This window comes from Thalassotalea litorea, assembly GCF_005843925.1.
Classification (GTDB): domain Bacteria; phylum Pseudomonadota; class Gammaproteobacteria; order Enterobacterales; family Alteromonadaceae; genus Thalassotalea_A; species Thalassotalea_A litorea_A.
Genome location: NZ_VCBC01000006.1, coordinates 152696 through 178081, shown reverse-complemented (window position 1 = coordinate 178081; position 25386 = coordinate 152696). Strand labels below are relative to the sequence as shown.

Below are 25386 nucleotides of genomic sequence, written 5' to 3'. Positions count from 1 at the left end.
GCAGAAACTCGCCAACAACGATGCAAAGGAAAGTTGTCTTGCGTATCGATTTAGCAAAATCAATTCGCGATAAAACGACAAGATGAGGTATCACCTCATCTTGTCGTTTTAACCTAAAGGGAGAACGTAAACGTTAAAGAATTGAAAATACTGCGTGGATGTCGTGTTCTTCTAAATTTATTTGCCAGTCAAACGTCATGGTTTTACTGTTAAACAGACAAATTCTGGTCGGTAAACAACCTTGCCAGCCCTTGGCGTAGAATCGATTTTTTAACCATTCCATGCCCATTTGCATCTTAGACGGTCTGATTCGAGTAAACCCGACCAAAAAACGGTCGTCGTCAATGCAATACAACCCTCGACACCAGCCTAATTGTTTCGGCCCAGTTTCAACACGATTCATGTCATATACAGTGACAACTTTTTGTAAATCCATATCGACCTTGGAAATAAAGCCGTTTACATGAGTAAAGTAGGCAAATTTGCCGACCAATATTCCATCATGAATGTTGCCTGAATCTAAATTGATGACTTCGCCTGTCTGCAAACACTGGCATTGGCTTTTTTTCATATTACTCACCCAGTATTTGCCCTGATATTCAAAGCAGTGATTCGGGTGCACAGCATGAGGCTTCGTGGTCAAAACTTTTCGATAATCTTGTTCAGGATCGAATTTTTGCCAGATATCCATCTCGGTGCAACTCCATTCATTAAGCTTTTCACCGTCTGCAGAAAACTCAAATACCGCGTCTAGCCCAGTAGAGGTGACCAACAATGTATCATCTAAGGTAGGATAAACATGGTGAACATCATTAAATACCGGATGACTAATGCGCTGCTGCAAAGAAAAATCGTCCGTAGAAAAACATAATGCTTCTGTCTGCGTCGCGACCCAAAGGTTTTGAGATCGCCTAGTACCCGATTTAAACGTTATTGAAGCATCATCGTCTTCAGGTAAGCATTCCTTGGGGGAGCTGTAATCGATTACTTCCCTTACGCTCAAATCTGGTTTAAAGCTTAATTGCAGGGCTTTGGCGCCGACATAGCCGCTCCACTCTTTCATATCATAATCAAAGCGACGTTGCTTACCTCCCGTGATTATGAGCTTTTGCGGTAAGATTGAATCCAGTTCAGTTCTCATATTCCCTGCCTTATTTTCGATAACACCAGTAGTAGACACTTATCCGGCCATCAATAACTGCGCCAGAACTAAGTGGTTAAATTAACGAGCCGTTAGAAAGTGCTGATATGGCGAATTTTTTATTCGCTGTTCCAGCTGCGCATAATCACTGATCACTTTCGATAAGTCAGTTTTAATCACCTTATTAAAGCGAGTACTTACCTGGTGCTCAGGTAACCCAAGAAAACTAAACAACCGATTAAGCGTTTCGGTCTGTTTTTCGGCATCACTAAGATGGTCTTCGTAAGAAATATTAAAAAATTCCAGGTTTTGCAATGCAGCTAGCTCTGCACGCCGGCATTCTTCCCTAAATTTCACCACCTTTTCAACTTCGTCATAATTGATATCCACCAGATTTTGCTGCTTTTGTCCTTTACTGGTGTGGTGATAAGTGCCGGTTTTTTCACTGCGCAAATCTGAGATCGCATGATCTAATAAATTGTCACGATGCAAATAGATAATCTTCCAACCTTGATTGACAAATTCCTGCAATACTTTACCGGGATCCTGTTGATGAGCTTTTTGCAACTGATAAACTTTCACTTTAAAGCCTACCGCATCGGTTTTGGTGAATGCCGTCAAGCCACGTGCATAGCGCACCGGCTTACTCACATTGCGCACGACGCTGGATGCCAGAATCTCTCCATAGCAAAAAACATCAGGGTGAGAATTTATTAAGTCTACCAATACCGTGCTACCGGTTCGACCTTGAGCAAAGATAACGAATTTGCAGGCATCCGGTTTTGGCTTGCGTAAATAAGATGCCAGGTAAATCCCCCAAATCCGCATGCGTTTTGGCATTTTTCTAAAAACCGACAAACCAATATTGTTGAGGAACATTACCTTGCCAGACTTAGTATAAAAATGAAGTAAACTGTCTTTCACAACGCTCTCCAAGAATTAAGATAAAGATTGGAAATTAAATCCCCGCGCTTTCCAGGCAGGTATCAAGGTTTCAAGCAACTCCAGGCACTGATCATTATCATCGTGAAATAAAATAATGTCGCCATCGCTCATCGGCATCTGCAATAGCCGTTGACATAATTCCTGCGATGCTTTTTTGGAATAGTCCTGGCTATCTACCGACCACAGTACAACCGGTATATTGCGCTTAATGAGTTGCCACAACAGGCTAATGCGCCAGCGCCCGTGAGGCGGGCGAAACAGGATGTTTTCTTTTTGAATATTAAACTCAGACATCAATTCATTGGTTTGAATGATCTCGGCCAACTGATGCTTGGTTGGCATGAACTTAAACCCTTTATGGTTGTAAGAATGGTTCCCTAACGCATGCCCCTCTGCCATCGCTTGTCGTACTATCGCTGGATGATTCTCCATCCGCTTGCCGATAAAGAAAAACGTTGCTTTCGTTTCATGTTTGGACAAAAGTTCCAGCACCTGAGGCGTTACCCTCGGGGTGGGACCGTCATCAAACGTAAGGTAGAGGCATTTTTCTCCTGATTTTTTCTTGGTATAAATCTTATTATTTGGAAATAAGCGCTGAATTATGCGCGATTTTAGACTCATATAGACACCACAGATTTATCTTCATTATTTTTTAATGTTTGTTCAATAATTTGCTGCACCTGATTGACATTTCTTTGCCAGTCAAACTGACTGGCATGTTCAACAATGTCACTTTGCGACCACGATTTTTGCAACGCTTGATCAAGCGCATTGGTCAAGGGTTCAATGGTTTTTTCAGGTATCAGAATACTGGTTTTGTCGGTGACAATTTCCGGAATCCCACCTACCGTCGTCGCGACAACTGGCTTACCACAAGCCATCGCCTCAAGGAGAATGTTTGGCACACCTTCGGCATAGCTTGGAAGTACCACAATTTGCGCCTGGCGAATTTCATCCGCAACCTGGGAATGTGCAATTGAGCCCAAAAATTTAACTTTATCTTGCACCCCTGCCTGCTCGAGTAATTGTTTCATCGGTGCACCCATGACACCCTCTCCAGCAATCACCAACTCAGTACCAGGTTGCAACTCAAGCAGCGCGATAAAGCTCTGGATAAGTTCCATCACCCCTTTATTTGCTTTTAGGTTTCCTACGTATAACAAGCGCTGCAATTTACCAATCTGTTTATTAGCGACGGGATAAAATACAGAATTATCAACACCGTTATAAATCAGGTGCAATTTATCCGCGGCAACCCCTAACGAAATCAATCGGGTGCGCAGAGCATCACTAACCACAAAGACTCCTGCGGCTCTGTTTGCCGCCCAAACAATCTGCTTGGCGCGCCATTTGTCATTGCCAAAGTCATTGACATCACTGCCATGTACCTTAATAAAAAATGGGCATCCGATTATTTTTGCGAGCAATGCGGTTGCGACACCTTCAGGGTATGCCCAGCTTGCCAGTAAAGCAGCGGGTTTTTGTTTGCGAATCCAGCGTCCGGATGACGCGATTAGCGATATCAGCATAAACACCGAAAACATCGAATAACCGATTTTTGGCGTGTAGAAAAACGGTCGATATCGAACCATCCCTTCGCCTTCAGATTTCTCTTTGGCAGATAGCTTTAACCACTGCGGCCACGCGACCGGCACTAGTATTTTGATAGAAAAGTACTTCGCCAGGCGATCAAATTGCTGCTTATTAAAAGTCGCTCGGCTTGGATCCCAGGATGAGGGATAAAGGTTTGTAATGATTAACACACTCTCCATTACAACTCCGATATAGTGACACGGTGCTTGCCCGTGCTGGTTAAAGGAATATCAGAGACCTGATGAAATACGACGTCTAACTGATTTCCCATCGCCTGTTGAATATGGCCATTGATCGTGGCCTGAGTTGCGCTGTCATATTGCTCGTTAGCGACAATAAAAATATCTAAACTGGAGAGGGATTTTTGCCGTACCTGAAACCGTTCAATTCCGCGGAAATCTTTCAACAAATGCGGAAAAAACTCACCCGGTAAGATTCGTCCCTCGGGTGAGCGAATGATATCTAATTTACGACCATTGACAGATTCAAGCATCGGCAATGGATTGTGGCACTCGCAGCGACGTTCAGAAATAACGCCTTGATCGCCATTAACATAACGAACTAGCGGCATACCATAATTAAACAGGTCGGTGATCAAAATATCACCCACCTGATTTTTAACCGTCTGTCTTTGCTCATCTATCGTTTCGACAACCAACTGGTCGATATTAAGATGTAGACCGTTTTGCTGCGGACATTCTGCGCCGATCAACATGAACTCGCGACAACCATAGGTATTTAACACCTGGCAACGGAAGGCTTTTTGGATCTCTTGGCGCTGGTACTCTAATAACGCCTCGGCTCCAGTCAAAATTACCTGCGGCTGATGCAGTTGGATGCCTCGTTCATTGATATATTTGGCCAGGCTATACAAAGGGGCAACGTAGGCAACAATCGCTTTAGGTCGGTAGTCGTTAATTTCCTCAATGTATTGATGAAAATTATCTTTGCTTAGCGCAAAAGAATTGGCCATTTTTCGATGATAGAAGCGATGAAAAAGGTCATCTTTAAATTTTGCTTTCCAGCTTTGACTGCCTAGTTCTACTCCCCATAAATACCAGGTTCGGGTACCGATAGTGACGCCGCCCCAACCATAACCACGCCACATCATCGCCTGCCGGGTTTCATAACTTCCCTTGTCTAATTCAAAATGAAAAGGCCTTCCCGTTGAGCCGCCCGTGGATTTTTTGTAATTACTGGCGCGCTTTTCCTGCGGCACCAACAAATCATAGTTTTCCTGGATATCTTGTTTGGTTAGCGGGGGAAGTTGAGCAAGTTGAGCAACGGATGTCAAATCCTTGGGATTGAAATCCAGCGCCTTCCACTGCCTTTGATAATAAGGGACATGTTGGTCACAATAGTGAAGTAAATTGCGAAGACTGGTGAGCTGGTATTGCTCGATTTTTTCCAATGGCCATTGCAAGCGATCTTCAGCTTCGGTCAACAAAGAGGAAGTCCGACGCCCTTTAATTCGCTCATACCCTGGAAATAAAATTGACTTAAATAGAGTACTGTAAATGTCCATTTCTACGATGTGATTATTATTGGTTACTTGTTCATTGAGTATAGACAATTCAAGTTAACTTGCTGGTGCAAAGCGAATTTTATTACAACTTGCGTTGCGATTAAGTAAACTTCTGCAACACGCTTACTTAACCACCCCTTTAGATTCCTGTTGCGACGTCCTGAACTGGGTGAGCATTGCCCCTAGTTTGTCTTTAACGCCTCGATCCAGCAGCAAAAAATAATTCATTAACGCCACTAACGGAAATAGTACGGCGCCAAATATCAATAATGACAGCCAGCTGGGAGAGCTATATTGTAATATCCAGGTTTTAATCGGATAACCAAACCCATAGAGAATAATCACCGCGGACACAAATCGAATATAGATCGGCCACAGCCTGAACTGACAGTAGTGTTTTAATAAATAGCATTTGATTATCAACTCAGAAACAAAGAATCCTATCGGCGTTCCCATAGCGACTCCCATCAATCCATAGTCTTTTGCCAGATAAATCGACAAAGCGATATGGACAATCGCACCAATCAAATTCGCAACGGATAGCCATTTATGATTCGCCTGAGCAAGCAACACATTTTTGATGCCACTGCCGGCCGCAATACACAAATAGCCAAACACAAAAAATCCGATGAGTTGTGCTGCGGGCAAAAACTGCTCACCAACCCAAAGAGGAATGAATAACGGGCTGAGTATGTACAGCGGCATAAAAAAAGTGACACAAATAAAAATATTTAAACTGGTAACCTGGTGAAAGAATCGCTCCATGTTAGTGCCGCGGGCAACCATACGAGTGAATACCGGCTGAAACAAGCCAGAAACCGAACCGACAAATGCTTCAACATGATGGGCCAGGCGATTCGCAATACTAAACATAGTTACCGCTGCGACATCAAATATACGGGTGACAATAACCGGATCGGATTTCGCGTTAATGGTTCGGGCAATACCCATTGCCACAACATGTTTTGAAAAATGGAATAGATTGAAAAACTGTGCTCGGCTGATCAGCGCTTTGCTAAACCTCAATTGCGGATAATTCTTCTTTACCCAGTATAATTTGTAGGTATTCGTAATTGCATCCGCCGCCAACGTAGCCGCCACAGCACCAAAAATATCCAGCGTTGGCAAAAATATAAAAACACCAACCGCCTTCAATAATGCATTTAATGAAGAAATATTGGCGTCAATATCAAAACGCAATACGGCGGCGTAAAAACCATGTAGGCAATTCATCAAAAAACCCCAAACAATTTTCAGGGTTAAAAAATAAAAGCAATAGGTCACCGTAACTTCCATAGGCCCTGGAACACCTAACCATTGTGGAAATTGCGCCAAAATTAACAAGCCGCCAGCAGCGAATATTCCAAGCACAAAAAACAGCGCTATCGATGTCGAAAAGACCTGATTGACTTTCCCTTGATCGTTCTCTTCCAGAGCCAAAGTAATATTGCGTTGTACCGCAACTGGAAAACCTAAATTAACCACATTAAACCAGGTAAGCACGGATAAAATCAGGATCCAAAGACCATAACCGTCCTCACCCAGATGCTTGATCATAAAAGGTGTAAGCAACAAAGAGATGACGAGTAATACAAACCTTTCCAGGAAGCGAAATACGGTACTCTTAAGAAGAAGCTCTTTCATATAATTTAAGAACTTTTTTCCTGATTACCCGCAGAAATCGCAGCACTGACGCCCTGCTTTAGATCCACTTGCGGTTGCCAGTGTAGAACCTGTTGCGCCTCGCTGGTATCAAACACCGGCGACGATGAAATAGACCGTAATCGGTACGACAAATGAGGATTGCGTTTCAAGCCGATAGCGCACAAGTTATCGAGCATCCAAAAGGCGGATTTGTATACGACCAGAGGAACCGGAATTAAGTGCTTGCGTTTGCCATTTTGATTAAGGATCTCAATGTATTCACGTTGCGTTGGATAATCATTATCCACCAGATTGTAAATTTTCATCGCCCCTTCGCTCTGCTTCAAGGCAGCCATACAGGCATCGACAACATTTTCGACATAAACCAAAGGTAAACGACGATCACCCATGCCAATCGATAGCAAATAACGATCACCAACGGAAATTCCCAGGTCATTCAGACAGGGGTCCAGACCAGGGCCATAAATAAGTCCAGGGCGAAATATGGTTACTTGAGTCTGCGCATTGTCATTGGCAAAATCACGCACCGCATTTTCTGCCTGCCATTTTGCATGAGAATAGTTACCTCGATGTTGGGGTTCTCGCTCAAACTGGAAGGACTCATCAATTTTATAACTATGGCGGTAATCATCACCATGATAAACATTTAACGTACTGATATAAATTAACTGCTCAATATTATGCGTACTGCAAGCAGCCAATAGATTGTTGGTCCCGGTAACTGTGGTATCAAGGTGGTAGTGCCAGTTTCCTTGCATGGCAGCCGCTAGGTGAAATACCTTTTTCACGTTTTCGCAGGCACTCGCGACCAGTTTTTGATCATAAATATCGCCAATGACTACTTGAATCTGAGATTCATAATCCAACCAGCTTTGCGGTAGTGGCTTATTCGAATGCAGTAAGACGCGTACTGTTCGCCCTTGTTTTAACAGGCGCAACACCAATGCTTGCCCCAAAAATCCGCGAGCACCGGTGACTAGCACATCGGCAGCAGGTAAGCAGATCTCTTCTGGTTGTTCCTGTTGTGGTAAAAATGCCACTTCTCGTTCCATGATTTGCAAATAGCGAAAAGCATCCTGAGCGAAACCATTGGTCATTTTATCGGAATAAAAATCTTTGATGACGGCATCCAGACCGGCATAAGGGTCGAGTCGTTTTAACGCAAATTTTCCAACCGCCTTTGTCGTACCCCAAAGTAACTGCCAGGCACCATGCAAATTAGCCGTCACTCTCGAGACCGCATTGGGCAGGGCACTCACGCTTTGATAACTGATAATGAAGTTACGAAAATCAAGATGTACCGAACCGCGCTCACACTCAATCTCTAATTCATTTTTTAAAGGCAGAGTATTTAGGTTCATATGTGCACTGGCAAAAATGCTCGACTGATTGGCAAGCAGCAACTGATAGTCGTGCACCTTGCCTTCTACAGTGGTTACCTGACTTGCCTGATAATCCAAAGCTCCGGTAAATTGCTCCATGGCACTAAATACATGTGGCGCGATATCAAAAACCGGGCCTCCTGGTAACTTGTCCATCCAGCGACTGGTAGGATCATATTTACGGTTATCAAAATAGTCGAAACTGTAACGCCCATTTACCGTTTTTACCGCGCCAAACTCTTTTTTATCAATCAATTGTTTCGCTTCAGCAACCATAGGGTCGAAGCTACGCATATGATTCACGGTTAATTTCACGTCATGGTCACGAGCCTGGTTAAGCAAGATTTCTACCTGCTCACTCGTCATCGCCAACGGTTTTTCAACTAAGCAATGAATGTGATTATCTAACAGTTGTTTACAGAGCCCGAAGTGGCTTCCCGGGGGAGTGGTGATATGCGCATATTCCGGCTGGAATGTACTGAGCATATCCGCAATATTGACAAAACTAGCCTGAATATCCAACTCCTGTGCGAATTGCTCCAGGCGCTGTAAATCAATATCGACAATTGCCAATGAAATTTGAGGATTTAGTTTACGTAGTTTTTGCACATGTATACGCGCCAGATTCCCACATCCTATAATAACGGTTCTCATTATTGCTCCATGGTTTTTTTGTTTTTAAGAATTGCCTCGACATGTTGGCAAACCTTGTTATAGCGTGACTCCCAGGTATCTTTTGCGACGACTCGCTGACGCTTGTTACTTGCCTGCTGATCATCATTGGCGATAGCCATTGCGACTAAATTAGCAAACTCCTGATAATCCTGGGCAATACTCACGACATCTTGATATTTGTCGATTTCCGGACAACTCACGGAGACGACTGGCTTACCCGTAGCCAGATATTCCCGAAGCTTAAGCGGATTCGAATTAAATACCTGCTGATTAAGTACATAAGGGATAATGGCCACATCAAATCGACGGGCAAAATCTGGCAGTTGCTCGTATGAGCGCTGGCCAATAAAACGAACATTTTCCGGAATATCAAACTGGCGCAAATCAACGGTAACACGGCCAATTAAGACACAAGTTACATCGGGTAACTGTCGTGCCACAAAACACACCAGTTCAATATCAATCCAATATTCAATTAACCCGAAAAAACCAACAACAGGTCCCTGAATCTGAGCCAGTTCCGGTGGTATCGGCCCAGGTAGGTTGGCTTGAGAAAAGTGTGCAACATCAACACCATGCGGGCTGAGCAACACTTGTTCGTATTCTTTGCGCTTGCGCTCAAATAACGGCATTGAAGGAGTAAAAATCAGATCCGCTTGTTTGCTTAACTGTTTATCCAGACCTATGACTCGTTCCTGATTGACCCCAGGTAGGGCTGAGAAGTCATCCACACAGTAATAGATAATCGCTTGTGGGCAGAGTTGCTCAATGACTTCAGCAAGCGTGGGCACAGTGCACCAGACTATCGGCCGTTCTGAAAACTCTAATGCCTCGGCCTTGCGTTTAATTTGGGCAATTGCTCGCTTTTTGTTTACCCGACTAATCCACCAGCTTGAAGGAAACGGTAAGAGAAACAATGACAAGACTGTAAAGTCACTGACCATGGTTTTCGGCTTGGCTTTAAAGGCTTTATTGAGGCGACTCCAGATTTTTTTTAAATCAGACAGGGAAAAACGAGGTAAACGCAACCCAGCGGCCTCAACATAAAGTAAATTATGCTGTGCGGCGAGTCGTTTGGCGATGTGATGACTGCTGGTGCGATTGTCCGTGCTGTATTCATTGCCGATGTAAATAACGTCCCACTTGTTATTCATTGCTGGAGAATTCTTAATTGTTTTTATGAGTAAGTTACATTTGAGTATATGGCAGATCTAAAAACCTGCTACTTTCATTGAAAAATAATTATCCGTAATTTTCATTGCTGGACCGTTAGTGCCACTCACCAATATTTATTTTCTCAGCGCCCTACTAAAATCCATTTCTTGATATATATTTTATTGAATAACAATGAATAATCAGGGGATGAAAATGGAAGTGGTGTTTTGGATAGCCGTTTTAGGGATTGCATACAGTTACCTGATTTACCCTGCCCTTTGTTTCTTTTTTGCGAAATTATTTGGCTCTGAACAACCCATTCCAGTACTCGCTGATGAGCAACTTCCCAAGGTCAGCGTGGTTATCGCGGCATACAATGAAGAGCATTGCATCGCCGAACGAATTGAAAATCTAATCGCGCAAGACTACCCAGATGATAAATTACACATTTATATCGGTTCGGACGGTAGTAGCGATGCGACCAACCAAATTCTGGAAGCGATACATCACCCGTTTGTAAATATTTCGCTATTTCAGCCTAACCGCGGTAAAGCCAGCACTCTAAATGATTTACTACAGCAGGTTAGCACCGACATTGTGGTATTTTCCGATGCCAACACCGAATTTGAACCTGATGCCATCCGACAATTAGTGTCCGGGTTTAAAGATAAAAATGTGGGCGCGGTTTGTGGTGAACTCGATCTCTATAACTCCGGTTCTAACGCCAATAAAGATAACCTGTATTGGCGTTATGAGCAGTTTATTAAGTTTCAGGAAAGTAAACTGGATGCCTTGCTTGGCGCTAATGGGGCTATTTATGCGATTCGAACAGAACTTTATGTTCCGATTAGTGCGAATACCATAGTGGATGATTTCCAAATTGTAATGAATATCGCCAAACAGGGCTGTCGCGTTATTTATCATCGAGGTGCCCGAGCGCGCGAAGAAATCGCTCCTAGCACCTTAGAAGAAGCTAAACGAAGAGTAAGAATTGGCGCTGGAAATTATCAAGCGTTTAGTAATTTACTCTGGTTATTGAACCCCAATCAAGGGTGGCGTTGCTTTACTTACTTTTCTCACAAAGTGTTGCGTTGGTTTACGCCGCACCTGATGTTAATCGCATTAATTAGCAATATTCTTATTGCCCAGCAAACGTTTTATGCTGGTTTTTTGCTGTTGCAAATCATTATCTACGCACTTGGCATCTGGGGGAATCGAAAAATTGACGAGGGTGAAAACACTCCCTGGTTTATCACATTTATTGCGTTCTTTTTACGTTTGAACACCGCCTTAATGCAAGGCTTTGTGCTCTTTAGTCGTCGAAATTTAACCGGTACCTGGCAAAGGACTTCCCGCTCATGATTTATTGGCTTTTCGCTTTCACAATAGCAGTTCTGGCATGCGTAACTGCGGTCATCTACAAGAAAAATCTCAACCTCTGGCTTGGTCATTTTCTCCGCAGAAAATTAGCCGGCAAATGGCATCAATACGGCCAATCAGATTCTTTAACTCACGTGATGTTATGCTTTGTCGACCATTATGAACCGCAGTGGGGAAAAGACATTAGTCTGGAACAAGAACGGGCACGGGTCGATCGCTGGTTATATGATTACCCTCAGGTCGCCAGTAAATTTCAAGATGCAGATGGCCACCCGCCAAAACACAGTTTCTTCTATCCCGAAGAGGAATATCGTCAAGAGCATTTAGATAAAATCGCCTATATTTGTGCTCAGGGATATGGCGAAATTGAAGTCCATTTACATCATCATGATGACACCAGCGATAACCTACGAACCACACTTGAGCGCTTTACCGAAACTCTCCATGAAAACCATGGTGCGTTTTGCCGTAACCCTTCCTCAGGTAAATTGGAATATGCCTTTATTCATGGAAATTGGTGTCTGAATAATTCCCGCCCCGACGGAAAGCTATGCGGCGTTAACGACGAGCTCATTATTTTAAAGGAAACTGGCTGCTTTGCCGATTTGACATTTCCCAGCGCTCCAAGCGATACACAACCAGCGTTTGCAAACGAAATCTATTATGCCAAAGACAATCCTGGCAAACCCAATTCACACAACACCGGCATCCCCGTTGAACGCAACGGCTCCTCATGGGGAGATCTAATGATCATAACCGGGCCGCTGGCGTTAAACTGGCGCCGACTAAAAAAGAAAATTTTTCCTCAAATAGAAAACTCCGATATTCGTGGCAATATGCCGCCATCAGCGGACCGAATCGATTTATGGGTCAATACTCAAATCAGTGTCAAAAATAAAGAAGATTGGCTTTTTATCAAAATTCACACCCATGGTACTCAGGAAGAATCTATGGACACTTTGCTCGGCAAACCTTTTGTCGATATGTGTGAATACTTGGATAATAAGTACAATGATGGTAAAAAATACAAACTGCATTATGTTTCTGCCCGCGAAATGTACAACATAATTAAAGCTGCGGAAGCCGACGTGCAAGGAGAGCCGGGCGACTATCGCGATTTTATTATTCCCAAACCAGAATATAAAGTCGCCGATATTTTCAAAGAAGAATTAAAGCATAAGGCATAAAATGGATTATAAAGCAGACTTATTTAAGTATTCCGGTCTTGGTTGGTTAACATGGAAGTTCAGGCCAAACGGCCTATATGGTTTTAATTACCACAGAATCGGCGAACCAGATGATACCCAGTTCGACCCCAACTTATTCAGTTGCAGTGCCGAACAATTTGAAACCCATCTGGCATTTTACAAACGTAATTTCGACGTGATTAGTAGCGATGAATTAATTGCATTAATGCGCAACGACACCCCGATTAAAGAGCGTCTGGCGATAATTACCTTTGACGATGGCTACCAGGATAATTATCAGTATGCTTATCCGCTCTTAAAAGCCGCGGGCTTGCCTTCGACTTTTTTTATTGCCACCGATTTTATCGATAAGCCAACCGTCCCCTGGTGGGATGAAATCGCCTGGTTATTGAAAAATACCCAGGTTGATTATGAACTACTGCGCAAGTGGCAGCTTCCGATTAACTGGCCGAATAGCTCGATTACGGAGCAAATTCGCATGATGCTGCGTTATATGAAACAAAACCATCGTGTAAGCATGCCACAAAAACTTGCTCAACTGCGCCAGGCCTGCGGCATTGCAGAAAATGCGATCACGGTGTCTGAATCGTTATTTATGGATTGGGATATGCTGCGCGAAGTTCAGGCAAACGGAGTGTCGATTGGCTCACAGACATGCAGTCATCAGATCCTTTCCCACTTAACAGAACAGCAGCAGGCTCGTGAAATAGTAGAATCGAAACGACGACTGGAAGAACAGTTAAATACAACGATAAGCACGTTTGCCTATCCCGTAGGCGGGGAAAGTACCTACAATGAGACAACCACGAACCTATTGCGAAAGAGCGGATATCAATTAGCTTTCACTTTCTTGCACAACTCCTGTAACAACATCCTTGAAAATCGCTTTGAACTGCCGAGGTTTTCCGTCGACAACCAGTGTACTGTGGATGATTTGAAATTCAATATCTGCAAGAACATGCTGAATCAGAAGCTATCGCCCTATGTCAAGGATAACAACCTCAGCGGTTTGTATCAGGATAAATAAATCGGTTGATACGTTACTCACTTGTAGAATGGTAAAAAAATGACGTTGTACGAATATCCCGCATTAAAACAATCATCAGAACGGCAGATTGTGTTTGTTGCGCCACGTGTAAAGCAGAGCTTCACAGGTGACGCTCAAATGAGCCTAACGTCCTTTTCCAAGAATAACGACTTCGGCGGTTTGTATCAGGATAAGCAAATCCATTAGAAAGCTACGATGTTTAATGTAGTACAAATCGTACTTCAACTTTTCCTGTGCATCTTCATCACTCGAACCATATGGATATTTGAGCTGTGCCCACCCGGTTAATCCGGATTTAACATTATGGCGTTCGTAATAATAAGGAATCACCTGCTGTAAATGGCTGACAAATTCAGGGCGCTCTGGTCGGGGGCCGACAAACCCCATATCACCAACGATGACGTTATAGATTTGTGGAAGCTCATCGATTCGATATTTACGGATAAAACGACCGACCTTAGTTACCCTGTCGTCTTCAGCAGAAGACCACTTTATGCCATGGCGCTCGGCATCGACTTTCATACTTCGAAATTTTACAATGCGAAAATTCTGACCATTTAACCCCACTCTCTCCTGCCAATAAAACCCTGGCGCCCGAAACCCATCTTCGAGTTTAATGGCAACGTAAGTAAGTAACATTATTGGCCAGGTTATCAAAAATAATAGAAAAGCCAGTGACGCGTTAAACAGCCAATCCAGATTATTCCTGATTTCGTTGGTGGAGGAAAAACCATCGGAGAAAATTAGCCAGCTAGGATAAATGAGATTAACGGCGATTTGACCTGTTTCCTGCTCAAAAAAGTCAAGAATATCCGAAACAACAACACCTCTGAGTTTACAGGCAAACAACGCTTCGACTGGCAGGTTATCACGCCGCTCATCTGTGGCAATAACGATTTCGTGGACATTGTTAAGCGCAACATATTCTACCAACGATTGCTCAAGTTTAATTATTTTATTTGCCGGAATTGATGAACTTGCATCTCCAGGCATTTGCGCGTAACCCATTAAGTTGAAGCCCTGGCGATCAATCTTACGACGCATTCGGTTTTCAATAATCATGGCTCTCTCGCCAGAGCCCATAATCAGGACATTTCGTTTAGCAAAGCCAAGGAAATTTATTTTTAACATTAAGGTGCGTAAACACAATGTCGCCAATAAGCTATAAAGACAGGCATTGAATAATGTCTGGGTCAGATAATATGACTGCTGAAATATTGTCTGTACCAGCATCAGGAATAGAAAGCTAAGCGCCGTGGCCAATATTAGCCGCCGCAGCATCCCCCACCATTTGTCTCTTAGTTTCGGCTTATAAAGACCTAAACCTAAAAACGCGAGCTGCATTACAAACGCAAAGAACAACGAAAACCCCAATACCTCTAAATTATTAAAGTGTTGGAGTACAAACTTGTTACTAACAGCAAATGTAATAAAGAAAATTGAAAAGTCGATGAGGATCAGCAGCCTTAATAAGACTGAATAGTAATTAGTGTTTTTATTTTGCACGAGTGCTACCCCGGATACCTTTATTGTTTTGGTTAGATTGGGAAAATCCCTTTTTCCACTTAACTATAGTTCAAGAAAACTAACCCCCTAGATTATTTTTCAATCAAAATTTGCGCAAAATTTAAATCTATTAACTAACATTTGTATAAACCAAAAATAATCTTTAGCAATGAAGGCATTAAGTTATGGCGCAAGGAACTTTGACTATAAGGAAGATAATGGTTGCTATTGTCTTTTTAGGGATAATAACTGGATGTAGTTCAAATCAATCATTACCCTCGGCAACAGTCCACCCCGCACAAACCGAAACTGCGGATTCCTACAACTATTTAATCGGTCCTGGCGACCAATTGAATATCTTTGTCTGGCGAAATCCAGACGTTTCTGGAAGTTTTATTGTTCGACCAGATGGCAAGATCACCACCTCTTTGGTGGAAGATATTATGGCATCGGGTAAAACCCCTACTCAACTTGCTCGAACCATTGAAGAGCAGCTATCTACCTATTTAAGGGAACCTATCGTCACGGTCACGGTAAACCGTTTTGTTGGCCCTTACAGCGAGCAGATCCGAGTCATTGGCGAAGCCGCACAGCCTCGGGCAGTTAGCTATGGCAAGAACATGACTCTGCTTGATGTCATGATTGCGGTCGGTGGCCTGACACAATTTGCCGATGGCAATCAGTCGGTTCTGGTCCGTGTTGAGAATGGCGAGCAAAAGCAGTATTTGCTCAATATCGAAGATCTGATTAGAGATGGCGACATTAGCGCTAACGTCGATGTGTTACCGGGCGATATCATCGTGATTCCGGAAGCATGGTTTTAATTTTCAATAAAAAGAACTCACATCATGTACGAACAAATTGAAAGAATTAAGGAAATACTTCTAGGTGTATGGGCGAAAAAACATTACATCTTGATAGCGACATGGATAATTTGTCCGGTTGGTTGGTTAGCAGTGAGTGCATTGCCCGACAAATACGAGGCGAGTGCACAGGTTTACGTTGACACTCAATCATTACTTCGTCCCTTGATGGAAGGTTTGATGGTAGAAACCGACCCTGACTATCAAGTTCGGTTGATGGTGAAAACTTTACTGGGTCGCCCAAACCTGACCAAGATTGCGCGTATGACCGATCTTGATTTGCAGGCGGAGGACTCCGAAGAGTTTGAAGAGATTATTGATGATTTAAAAAGCAATATGACGATTGACCCTGTCGGCAAAGAAAACATATTCAATATTTCCTATCGCGGTCAAGACCCTCAGGTTGCCAAAGACATAGTTCAAGCTGCGCTGACAGTATTTATTGAAAATACGTTGGGAGAAACCCGAAGCGACACCGATACCGCACAAAAATTCCTGGATAAACAAATTCGCGATTATGAAAACCGATTGGTTACTGCTGAAAAACGCCTGACGGAATTCAAAAAACGTTATACCGGTGTTTTACCAAGCAATACCGGTGGCTTCTATAGTGCGCTGAATGCAGCTAAGACTCGACAAAGAGAAACCAATTTGCAATTGATGGAAGCGCAAAGTCGCTTAGAATCTGCACAAGGGCAACTCTCCAAAGAAGATGTCTCGGGTCAGGCATTGTCAGAAAACATCCTCGACAACGACGCGATATCCACAACTTATGACGAGCGAATTCAAGGATTAAACACCAATTTAGATACCGCTCTAATCAGTTATACAGAAAAACACCCCGATGTGATCGAGTTACGCCGCCGTTTGGATGAACTAAGTCGCCTGCGCAAAGAGGAAATTGAAGCATACTATGTTGCGCTAACTGCGGATAGCGAGGGTGGCGAAAGTGTCAACCTTAGCGCTGCAAACGCCAGCCCCGTGTATCAGGAAATGCGCATTTTAGTTAATCAAATTGAAAATGAAATTGCATCTTTACAGGTGCGCGCCAACAACTATCAGTCACAAGTCGATGAATTAACTGAAAAAATTAGAACATTGCCAGATGTAGAAGCTGAGCTCGTAGCGCTCAATCGTGGCTATGAAATCAATAAAAATAAATATGAAGAATTGTTGTCACGCAAAGAGACTGCGCTGATGGCGAAACAACATGATGAAACATCCGATAAAATTCAATTTCGCGTCATCGATCCACCGCAAGTTCCTCTGGAGCCTACCGGACCCTATCGTATTCTGTTCTATCTTGGTGTACTGGTATTGGGATTAGGCGCAGGCACTGGTGCAGCATTTATGATGACTCAGGCAAACCCTGTGGCGGTATCATCCAATCAGCTATCTCGAGCCCTTAATATACCTGTAATGGGTGTTGTGACCGCGGCAAGTGCTATCGGCTTGTTAGATAAAGAAAAACGCAAAACTCGAATGTTTATCATTTCAAATATTTTGCTCCTGGTATTGCTCGCTGGATTTATTGGTTACTCAACCTCCAGTCAAGCTCCGCAAACTCAACAAACCAAGGTGTATTGATATGTCTACTATTGAACAAGCCCTAGCAAAAAAACAAGCCGACTTGGCCAATAAAGCGAAACAAGAGCATGTAGACGCCAAGCCACCGGTGAAAAAGAAAGCCGTGAAAAAGCGCGCCAAAACGCCAGCAACCTCTGCCCGTCAAAAAGTGAGCCCAACGGCACCGGCAGCAAAATCAAATACCACAAAAGCTGAAGCCGTATCCGCCAGTAAAGAACAAGCTCAACCGTTAGAGATTGAAGAAACGGTGGCGACTTCGGGTGCCGAACCAGACGTCAGTGAACCTATGCTCGTGGATAATGCCGCGGTTGCTGTAGACGACGTTGAACCGATTAGCGCGCCAACTGAAGATCCAGTTTTGGACAACAACGTCCTGCAACTTGATCTGGAAATGTTGGATAACCTTGGGTTTTTGACCGCTCAGGACAATTCACAAAATCACTGTATTCAGGAAGAATTTCGAGAAATCAAACGTAGCTTACTTGGCAATGCATTGACCTCCAAAGCAAATGCCGTGAAACACCCGAATCTGGTAATGGTTTCCAGTGCTCTTGCTGATGAAGGCAAAACATTTATCGCCATTAATCTTGCATTAAGCATTGCTGCTGAACAGGATAAAACCGTTTTATTGGTTGATGCGGACGTCTACAAGCCAAGTGTTTTGCGCCATTGCGGTATTAAACCCCGCAAAGGATTAATTGAGTACTTACTTGGCAATATTGAAGAGCCAGGCGATATCATTTATTCCACCAATGTGGACAAGCTAACGATCATGCCAACGGGGACTCCCCACTATCTAGCGAACGAACTCTTGGCGAGTGCAAAAATGACGGCTTTAATCGAAGAACTGGCAAGCCGCTATTCGGATCGGATCGTTATTTTTGATTGCCCGCCGATTCTTGGGTTAACGGAAACAGCTGCACTCTCGCAATTGATGGGACAAGCCATTATCGCGGTCGAAGAAAATAAAACATCGATACAAAAAGTAAATCGAGCCTGTGCCATGTTAAATGAAGATTTAGCTAAAGGACTGGTGTTGAATAAAGCATTACAATCGCATAAGGAATTATATGGTACTAACAGTTACGGATACGATAATAAAACTATTCTATAAGTTATCTGTACTCGCTGTATGCACTGTTTTAACCTTTTCTTCCTACGCAGAACCTTGGATTATCACCCCGAGAGTTTCTGTTGAAGAGGTCGTTACGGATAACGTTGAGCTGTCTCCTAATGATGAGACAATAAGTTTTGTTACGCTAATCTCACCCGGAATCAATGCCCAATATGTTTCTGGTGGGGCCATTGCTGATATTGATTATGAATTTATCCAGGTTCTATATAGCCATGATTTAGGCGCCAGGGATAATTTCAATCAAATGGAAGCGTTTGGTCGCATCGAACTTTGGCCTGAAGGTTTTGCTGCGTTTGCATCATACTCTATTGATAATGTTGCCGAAAATAGCGCTCGCAATGCTCTAGCTGATCTGGTGGCCGGTAACACGGTTCAATTCCAGCGCTTTCGTGCGGGAATTGATTACAACGTCACCTCTACATCTGTTATCACTTCGGCGCAGCTCGCTTACCTCTATGACACGGCGCAAGATGCCATTGGTGATCGAGAAGGCTACAGTGGATTTTTCAATACCCAAAGTGGCAGCGCAGCTCGCAATGTTTTTTGGGATGCCAGTGGGCAGATACTTGATACCTCAAACAATCGCCGCTCTGGTCAATACTGGAATGCGGATATCGTTATTGGTTGGATCACACCTTTTAAACTCAATCCTTTTGTGCGCTTTTATGATGAAGATACCGATGGCAACTTACTTGATACGCAGATTCAGGGCACATCTTCAATTGGTGCCGGTATACGTTGGAAAGTCACAAATAGCTTAGATATTGATGTTGCCTGGAATCAGGTAGATGAAGACTCTGCAGAAATACCTGAAGTGGACTTTTTAGATCCGCCTGAAGACTATGTCAGTGGCTCCATCAACTGGCAACCGTCTGCCCGAACACAATTAAAAGCGAAATATTTCCAGCGCTTTTATGGTGATGCATACCAAGCTTCGTTTCGCCACCGGGTGCGTAAGCTAAGTACAACGTTGAGCTATAACGAGGCGGTTGAATTATTTGATCGCTATAACTTTGTCGATCAGGAGTTGGAGGTTTGGTGTCTAGGCCTGACTCCAGACGATTTATCAAGTTGTATCGTTGGTCCAGATGACTCTTTTGATTTAACAGGCTACACCTTTGTTGGCTTTGCCTCTGATGTGGGCTTACGTCAATCTGAGACTTACAGCCTCAATAAAACGCTAAATTTTAGCACCTCATTATCTCTAAAGAGAACAACCTATCGATTAGGCCTAAGAAAGACTAAACGTACTGAGCTGGAGTTTGGCGATGACGATAATTATCATTATCTGAATATTGGTGCTTCTCGAGAAGTCACTCGCAACGCCACGTTGGATGCCAGCTTTACATTTTTTAAAAACGAATTTGACCGTGATTATGATGAAGCTGAAGAGCAGATTGATCACTATCGAATCTGGTCCGCGGAATGGGTAGAAGATTTAAACTCTGCACTTACCGTAACGATATATGGCCAACATTTAAACCGAAATTCTAACCGTGATTTGTTGAACTACAATGAAAATCGCATTGGCATAAAACTGGTTAAAGAGTTCTGATATGTACGAAAATTTTTATGGATTTAAATCCAAACCATTCCAGTTAAACCCTGATCCCAAGTTCTTTTTTGGCTCAGCAAAGCACACTCAAGCGCTATCTTACCTTCAATATGGTTTGGAGCAGGGTGAGGGTTTCATCGTAATTACCGGCCCAATTGGCACCGGTAAAACCATGCTGGCGCAAAGTTTGTTGCATCGCATCAAAGACTCTTCCATTGAAGCCATCCAAATTGTGACGAGTAAACTATCTCCGGACGATTTGTTGCGAGCAATTGTTCGCAAATTCAAGATGCCGGTTGAAAACCGCAGTAAGGCAAGTTTATTGCAATCCATAGAGCAGCACCTATTGGCGCTAAATAGCCAAGGGAAAAGGGCTTTACTGCTGGTTGACGAAGCACAAAACTTACCTGCAGAAACCGTTGAAGAATTAAGGATGCTGTCGAATTTCCAACGAAATAATAAGCCGTTATTGCAAAGCTTCTTGTTAGGTCAGGAGGAGCTTAAACCAATCATTCAAAGTCAGGGAATGGAGCAGTTTAGGCAACGTATTATCGCATCCTGTCACTTACAACCATTAACGACCGAAGAAATATCGCAATATATCAAGCACCGATTGGAACTGGTCAGTGAAAAGCCGCTACAAATATTCCATGATGATTGCTACGAATACATCAAGCAAAAAACCCTGGGCATCCCGCGCAAAATCAATTTATTTGTCGACCGAGTATTACTCTATGGCTTTTTAAATAATAAGCGCTTTTTAATTCGTGAAGATCTGCAAGCGGTGAGCGAAGAATTCGCCGAGGAACTCAGTACTTCCCAACCGAATCAAGAAAGCAATGGCGTGGCAGTGGAAGCATCGGGGCAACCAAAAGCCAATCAAAAAGTTAAAACCATCAGTAAAGATGCACGCCTAACCGATAAGCGCATTCTCAAGTCTTTGAAAAAGATTGCCGATTACCTGCAAGAAAGTATCGACAATAAAATGAGTATTAGTAGGGACTTGGATAAGTTAATCGAACAAAAGGTGGCGTTGGCAACAGAGCGACCGCCACAGCTAAAACAAGAGGCTTTTAAAAAAGCCATCGACCCGGTTGCTGAGCGTGCCGTTATCGAATATGCCATCTCACACCCAGATGATGGACAGTATAAAGCCAGTGATGCATTGCGCGAAGAAGGGGTGTTTATCTCGGGATCTGCGGTTCGTTCTATCTGGCTTAAACACAATCTGGAAAACTACTCAAAACGGGTGAAAGCCTTGGAAGAAAAGGTTAATAAAGAAGAAATTGTGCTTAATGAAGAGCAGCTTACGATTCTCGAAAAGCATATGGATGATAATGACAAACGTCTTGGATTGTAGCTTGGGCATTCGCTACAACAAAATTGAGCACTTAATTCACGCAAACATCATACACCAGAAATACCTATACAAAAATTAAAAAACAGAGTGCATAAAAAAGGGTCCTTATGAGGACCCTTTTTTCATGTATGAACGCAAACGCGATCAGGCTTCCTGAGATTTTAACTGCATCGAATATTTTTCAACCAAAGCGTAAAGCGTTGGTCTTGTTACCCCTAAAAGCTCAGCAGTTCGGCTCATATTGCCATCCGCAAGAGCATACGCTTTGCTTACGGCCCCAGATTCCGCGCGCTCCCTTACCGCACGTAGATTCAACTCCAGTGGCGAGGCATTTTCATCGACATCCTCAAACCCTAGGTCGTCCGCAGAAACCTGCCCCGTAGTTGCCATGATCACCGCAGACTTGATCTTATTCTGTAATTCTCGGATATTTCCTGGCCAGTGGTAAATTTTTAGTGCATTGGCAGCCGAATCAGAAAAACCCTGCACTCTGACATTGTAGTCTTTAGCATATTGCAATAGGAAATATTGGGCTAGGATCAGCACATCAAATTCTCGATCCTTTAATGGTGGAATAGAGAACACCATCTCACTGATTCGGTAATACAAGTCTTCGCGAAATGTTTTTTCAGCGACCATGGCCTCAAGGTTTTGATTGGTGGCACACACGACTCTTACATCCACTGGAATTTCAGCACGTCCACCAATTCGTTCAATTACCCTTTCTTGTAAAAAGCGCAATAATTTTGCTTGCAGATTAAAAGGCATATCGCCGATTTCATCAAGAAATAAGGTGCCGCCCTGCGCCATCTCAATCTTGCCTTTGGTGGTTCGATGAGCGCCGGTAAAGGCACCTTTTTCAAACCCAAAGAGCTCACTTTCCAGCAGAGTATCGGGAATCGATGCACAGTTTATGGCAACAAATGGTTTTTTCTTACGGTTGCTTAATTTGTGAATGGCATTGGCAACAACTTCTTTGCCCGTTCCGCTTTCACCCAATAGTAATGCCGTGATTTCAGTAGGAGCAATCCGCTTAATACGAGTGCGAAGATTCTCCATAACATCGCTACTGCCAATGATCCCAGAATCAACACCCGCCAACTCCCGGATAATCCGGTTTTCTTTCTCAATGGACGAAACATTATTGGCACGATCAACAATGACATTAATCACATCCGCATCTAATGGCTTTTGATAAAAGTCATAGGCTCCGTTAGCTACAGCTTGTAACGCCACTCGATGATCATCATTGCCGGTTATCACCACCACTTTGGTAAATGGCGCCAGAGCAATAATTTCTTCGAGGGTTTTTAGCCCTTCACTGGCATTGGCCGTATCAGGTGGTAAGCCCAAATCCAAAAGCACAACTTTTGGCTCATGTAACCTCAGCGCATTAATGGCTGCCTGGCGGTTGGCGGCAAAGATAGTCTGATAATTTGATAGGCTCCATTTCAGCTGCTTTTGGATGCCTTCATCATCATCAACAATTAATAATTTTTCCATGGTTGTTATATCCAATTTCCTGATATTCGCTGAGCGACATTTCAATGGTAAAAGTTGTACCCTTGCCTACATCACTTTGAACAGACATGAGCCCTGAATTTTCTTCAAAAAACTGGCGCGCCTCATACACGCCAATTCCCATTCCAGCATTGCCTTTCGTGGTTGAAAATGGAGTAAATAGCTTGTCCCGAATGAATGATTGAGTCATCCCGCAACCTTTGTCACGTATACTAAGGATTAGTCTATTTTCCTGTTTTTTTCCAATAAGTTGCACACTATCCTGGGGGTTGCTTGCTTGTTGTGCATTTTCGATCAAATGCATCATAACGCCGGCAAATCTTTCTCTGTCGGCATAAACATACAGTCCGGGCTGACAATCAAGAATGACTTGAGGGCGATTCATGTTGGCGAGTTTAATCGCATCTTGCAATAATGACTTAATTTCGACTTGCTGTTTGGGTTCCTTTATCTTTTCCATCGACTTATTAGCAAGCTGGCGCACGACTTTTTGTAGGCGCAAACTCGCCGACTCCACGGTGTCAAAAACATCGTCAATAAACTCCGGATTCCCCTTGTGATGTTCGGCATTTGCATTAATCAAACTCAGTTGAGCCTGAATATTTTTCAAATCATGAAGCACAAAGGCTGACATACGATGAAATACCGCAAACTGCTGGGTCTGGGAAAGTTGTTGCTGGATTTCCTGCAACGACAGATAGTTGCCAAGCTGTTTCGTGAGCGCAAATACAAAATCACGATCCTCCCAATTCAGCAATCCTTTATTCGCCGGCCGCGTCATTGCGAAAACACCGGTCAGTTGCTGTTGAAAATTCACTGGCACTAATATCTCAATATTGTCGTTGATCAGCGGCGCCTCATCTAACTGCAGGCCTTTATAAATATCCGGTGAAACCTGAAACTCAGCCAAATCGATGATCCAGTTTTGAGTTTGAAAATAGCTTACTAAGCCATCCAGCTGTTCGCGCGAACGAGCGTCGGGCTTAAGCTGCCCAAAATTCATAACTTCCAGTCGGCTTACATTATTTAATTGCAGGTAAATGCAACCATCCAGTTGCAGAACTTCACTTATCGCATTACAGGCACTTTCATAAATGTCCTGGCTATTATCTCGCTCAAGTGCCGCGATTAAATTGAGCCATTCAAGGCGATAGTCATAACGATTGGCAAAAAAGTGTTTTGATATAAACACCCGAATTCGATTACGAAAATTCTGGGTGAATAACACGGCAAACAGAACCAGCAAACCCAGGCACATAAACGCAATGCTCAATAGTTCACTCCACTGCCCGTCGAGAAAACGAATTACATACCCCGCCAGGGCAAGCAATAGCAAATAAGCGCCGCTTAACATCAAAATGGAACTGTAGAATACGACGTCTCTGGAGACAAAGAGATCAGAAGACCAATTTTTAATTCGTTTAGAACTCAACAAGATAAACGGCATCATTGCCGCGCTTAAGTAACCCCGCAAATACCAAAAATTAAAATCCAACTGGTTAATTAGAGCGCCTTGGGCAAAGATAACGAAATCGAACACCAGCATACTGCCAAGGCCAAAAACAAAAGGCCACACCGCCCAACGAGCTCGTTTTTGGGCATTGCGAAATACTTGCTCTAACAGCACAAGCGGCCAGAGATTTAGCGCCATAAAGCTAATAAAAACCCAAACAAAATTTTGCCTTGTCACAATGCTGAAAGCAGAAACGAATACTAAAACAGTGACTACGGCCAAATATTGATGCGTTTCTTTATGGCGTATCAATTCTTTAAAAGATGGAGAGCGGAGTTTCACCCCAAGGATGAGTATCGTGACCAGAAAGTTCTTTACGCCCTCGAAATACAAGACATATAACAGGCTGAAGCCCTGATACAGTTGCCAACAGCTGATAAGCGCAGAAATGCAGAGAACAGCCCCTAACACACGTGTCAGAGTACCACTGAGAGATTGCTGGCGCGATGCCAGTAATAACAAGAAAAAAATAAGATAAGCCAGACAGCTGAGTCCGTAACCTATCAAGCCTAACAATTCCATGTAAACTCGAGCTTATTATTATCGGTATTAAACTAACTTTAATACTAGTCGATAATTACCAATTTGCTCATCAGGCGGACAATTGCTCAATGCTGACTTAAGGTATA

The 25386-nt window shown here is 43.3% G+C and carries 19 protein-coding genes; 8 read left to right on the top strand and 11 right to left on the bottom strand.

Features of this window, described 5'->3' with window-relative positions; all coding sequences use genetic code 11:
• Window positions 1-133: 133 nt before the first annotated feature.
• From FE810_RS07625 to FE810_RS07590, 8 genes are all read right to left on the bottom strand, one after another.
• Entirely contained in the window at window positions 134-1141 is a 1008-nt protein-coding gene (locus FE810_RS07625) for a hypothetical protein (protein ID WP_138319433.1), read from the bottom strand.
• A gap of 81 nt (window positions 1142-1222) precedes the next feature.
• On the bottom strand, window positions 1223-2065 hold the full coding sequence (locus FE810_RS07620; RefSeq protein ID WP_138319432.1) for a sulfotransferase family protein: 843 nt from the start codon (window positions 2063-2065) through the stop codon (window positions 1223-1225).
• A gap of 15 nt (window positions 2066-2080) precedes the next feature.
• Window positions 2081-2707 carry a polysaccharide deacetylase family protein gene (locus FE810_RS07615; protein ID WP_138319431.1) on the bottom strand — a complete coding sequence of 209 codons (627 nt, stop codon included), beginning with the start codon at window positions 2705-2707 and terminating at the stop codon, window positions 2081-2083.
• Window positions 2704-3858, bottom strand: a complete 1155-nt coding sequence (locus FE810_RS07610) for a glycosyltransferase family 4 protein (protein WP_138319430.1) — start codon at window positions 3856-3858, stop codon at window positions 2704-2706. The genes FE810_RS07615 and FE810_RS07610 overlap by 4 nt, the downstream gene beginning before the upstream one ends.
• Window positions 3858-5252: a phenylacetate--CoA ligase family protein gene (locus tag FE810_RS07605; RefSeq protein WP_246036981.1), complete on the bottom strand. Its 1395-nt coding sequence runs from the start codon at window positions 5250-5252 to the stop codon at window positions 3858-3860. The genes FE810_RS07610 and FE810_RS07605 overlap by 1 nt, the downstream gene beginning before the upstream one ends.
• Before the next feature lie 75 nt (window positions 5253-5327).
• Window positions 5328-6848, bottom strand: coding sequence for a lipopolysaccharide biosynthesis protein (locus tag FE810_RS07600; RefSeq protein ID WP_138319429.1), 1521 nt, complete (start codon window positions 6846-6848; stop codon window positions 5328-5330).
• Window positions 6849-6853: 5 nt separating this feature from the next.
• Entirely contained in the window at window positions 6854-8905 is a 2052-nt protein-coding gene (locus FE810_RS07595) for an NAD-dependent epimerase/dehydratase family protein (protein ID WP_138319428.1), read from the bottom strand.
• Window positions 8905-10080: a glycosyltransferase gene (locus tag FE810_RS07590; protein ID WP_138319427.1), complete on the bottom strand. Its 1176-nt coding sequence runs from the start codon at window positions 10078-10080 to the stop codon at window positions 8905-8907. Before FE810_RS07590 ends, FE810_RS07595 begins: the two co-directional genes overlap by 1 nt.
• A gap of 214 nt (window positions 10081-10294) precedes the next feature.
• On the opposite strand from FE810_RS07590, the gene FE810_RS07585 reads away from it, so the two are divergent.
• The 3 genes from FE810_RS07585 to FE810_RS07575 are packed head-to-tail and all read left to right on the top strand — an operon-like array spanning window position 10295 to window position 13696.
• A complete protein-coding gene (locus tag FE810_RS07585; protein ID WP_246036980.1) occupies window positions 10295-11443 on the top strand; it encodes a glycosyltransferase family 2 protein in 1149 nt (382 codons plus the stop codon).
• A complete protein-coding gene (locus FE810_RS07580; RefSeq protein ID WP_246036979.1) occupies window positions 11440-12648 on the top strand; it encodes a hypothetical protein in 1209 nt (402 codons plus the stop codon). Before FE810_RS07585 ends, FE810_RS07580 begins: the two co-directional genes overlap by 4 nt.
• 1 nt (window position 12649) lies before the next feature.
• Complete coding sequence (locus FE810_RS07575; protein ID WP_138319426.1) at window positions 12650-13696, top strand: polysaccharide deacetylase family protein; 1047 nt, start codon at window positions 12650-12652, stop codon at window positions 13694-13696.
• 144 nt (window positions 13697-13840) lie between these two features.
• Here FE810_RS07575 and FE810_RS07570 read toward each other — a convergent pair whose 3' ends face one another.
• Window positions 13841-15223, bottom strand: a complete 1383-nt coding sequence (locus tag FE810_RS07570; RefSeq protein ID WP_246036978.1) for a TIGR03013 family XrtA/PEP-CTERM system glycosyltransferase — start codon at window positions 15221-15223, stop codon at window positions 13841-13843.
• A gap of 218 nt (window positions 15224-15441) precedes the next feature.
• On the opposite strand from FE810_RS07570, the gene FE810_RS07565 reads away from it, so the two are divergent.
• Genes FE810_RS07565 through FE810_RS07545 form a run of 5 tightly spaced genes read left to right on the top strand, consistent with a single transcriptional unit; the run spans window position 15442 to window position 21723 of the window.
• Entirely contained in the window at window positions 15442-16047 is a 606-nt protein-coding gene (locus FE810_RS07565; RefSeq protein WP_246036977.1) for an XrtA/PEP-CTERM system exopolysaccharide export protein, read from the top strand.
• A gap of 24 nt (window positions 16048-16071) precedes the next feature.
• The gene (locus tag FE810_RS07560) at window positions 16072-17673 is read left to right on the top strand and encodes an XrtA system polysaccharide chain length determinant (RefSeq protein WP_138319424.1); all 1602 of its coding nucleotides are present in this window, start codon (window positions 16072-16074) and stop codon (window positions 17671-17673) included.
• Between the two features lies 1 nt (window position 17674).
• The gene (locus FE810_RS07555; protein WP_246036976.1) at window positions 17675-18787 is read left to right on the top strand and encodes an XrtA-associated tyrosine autokinase; all 1113 of its coding nucleotides are present in this window, start codon (window positions 17675-17677) and stop codon (window positions 18785-18787) included.
• Entirely contained in the window at window positions 18744-20363 is a 1620-nt protein-coding gene (locus FE810_RS07550) for a TIGR03016 family PEP-CTERM system-associated outer membrane protein (RefSeq protein ID WP_138319423.1), read from the top strand. Before FE810_RS07555 ends, FE810_RS07550 begins: the two co-directional genes overlap by 44 nt.
• Window position 20364: 1 nt before the next feature.
• Entirely contained in the window at window positions 20365-21723 is a 1359-nt protein-coding gene (locus FE810_RS07545; RefSeq protein ID WP_138319422.1) for an ExeA family protein, read from the top strand.
• Between the two features lie 144 nt (window positions 21724-21867).
• On the opposite strand, the gene prsR is transcribed toward FE810_RS07545, so the two are convergent.
• Window positions 21868-23226: a PEP-CTERM-box response regulator transcription factor gene (gene prsR, locus FE810_RS07540; protein WP_138319421.1), complete on the bottom strand. Its 1359-nt coding sequence runs from the start codon at window positions 23224-23226 to the stop codon at window positions 21868-21870.
• On the bottom strand, window positions 23204-25279 hold the full coding sequence (prsK, locus tag FE810_RS07535; RefSeq protein WP_138319420.1) for an XrtA/PEP-CTERM system histidine kinase PrsK: 2076 nt from the start codon (window positions 25277-25279) through the stop codon (window positions 23204-23206). The genes prsR and prsK overlap by 23 nt, the downstream gene beginning before the upstream one ends.
• Between the last annotated feature and the right edge of the window lie 107 nt (window positions 25280-25386).

Coding starts and splice junctions, on each gene's coding strand:
- FE810_RS07625 (WP_138319433.1), bottom strand. CDS start 1,141: ATGAGAACTGAACTGGATTCAATCTTACCGCAAAAGCTCATAATCACG.
- FE810_RS07615 (WP_138319431.1), bottom strand. CDS start 2,707: ATGAGTCTAAAATCGCGCATAATTCAGCGCTTATTTCCAAATAATAAG.
- FE810_RS07610 (WP_138319430.1), bottom strand. CDS start 3,858: ATGGAGAGTGTGTTAATCATTACAAACCTTTATCCCTCATCCTGGGAT.
- FE810_RS07600 (WP_138319429.1), bottom strand. CDS start 6,848: ATGAAAGAGCTTCTTCTTAAGAGTACCGTATTTCGCTTCCTGGAAAGG.
- FE810_RS07595 (WP_138319428.1), bottom strand. CDS start 8,905: ATGAGAACCGTTATTATAGGATGTGGGAATCTGGCGCGTATACATGTG.
- FE810_RS07590 (WP_138319427.1), bottom strand. CDS start 10,080: ATGAATAACAAGTGGGACGTTATTTACATCGGCAATGAATACAGCACG.
- FE810_RS07585 (WP_246036980.1), top strand. CDS start 10,295: ATGGAAGTGGTGTTTTGGATAGCCGTTTTAGGGATTGCATACAGTTAC.
- FE810_RS07580 (WP_246036979.1), top strand. CDS start 11,440: ATGATTTATTGGCTTTTCGCTTTCACAATAGCAGTTCTGGCATGCGTA.
- FE810_RS07575 (WP_138319426.1), top strand. CDS start 12,650: ATGGATTATAAAGCAGACTTATTTAAGTATTCCGGTCTTGGTTGGTTA.
- FE810_RS07565 (WP_246036977.1), top strand. CDS start 15,442: ATGGTTGCTATTGTCTTTTTAGGGATAATAACTGGATGTAGTTCAAAT.
- FE810_RS07560 (WP_138319424.1), top strand. CDS start 16,072: ATGTACGAACAAATTGAAAGAATTAAGGAAATACTTCTAGGTGTATGG.
- FE810_RS07555 (WP_246036976.1), top strand. CDS start 17,675: ATGTCTACTATTGAACAAGCCCTAGCAAAAAAACAAGCCGACTTGGCC.
- FE810_RS07550 (WP_138319423.1), top strand. CDS start 18,744: ATGGTACTAACAGTTACGGATACGATAATAAAACTATTCTATAAGTTA.
- FE810_RS07545 (WP_138319422.1), top strand. CDS start 20,365: ATGTACGAAAATTTTTATGGATTTAAATCCAAACCATTCCAGTTAAAC.
- prsR (WP_138319421.1), bottom strand. CDS start 23,226: ATGGAAAAATTATTAATTGTTGATGATGATGAAGGCATCCAAAAGCAG.
- prsK (WP_138319420.1), bottom strand. CDS start 25,279: ATGGAATTGTTAGGCTTGATAGGTTACGGACTCAGCTGTCTGGCTTAT.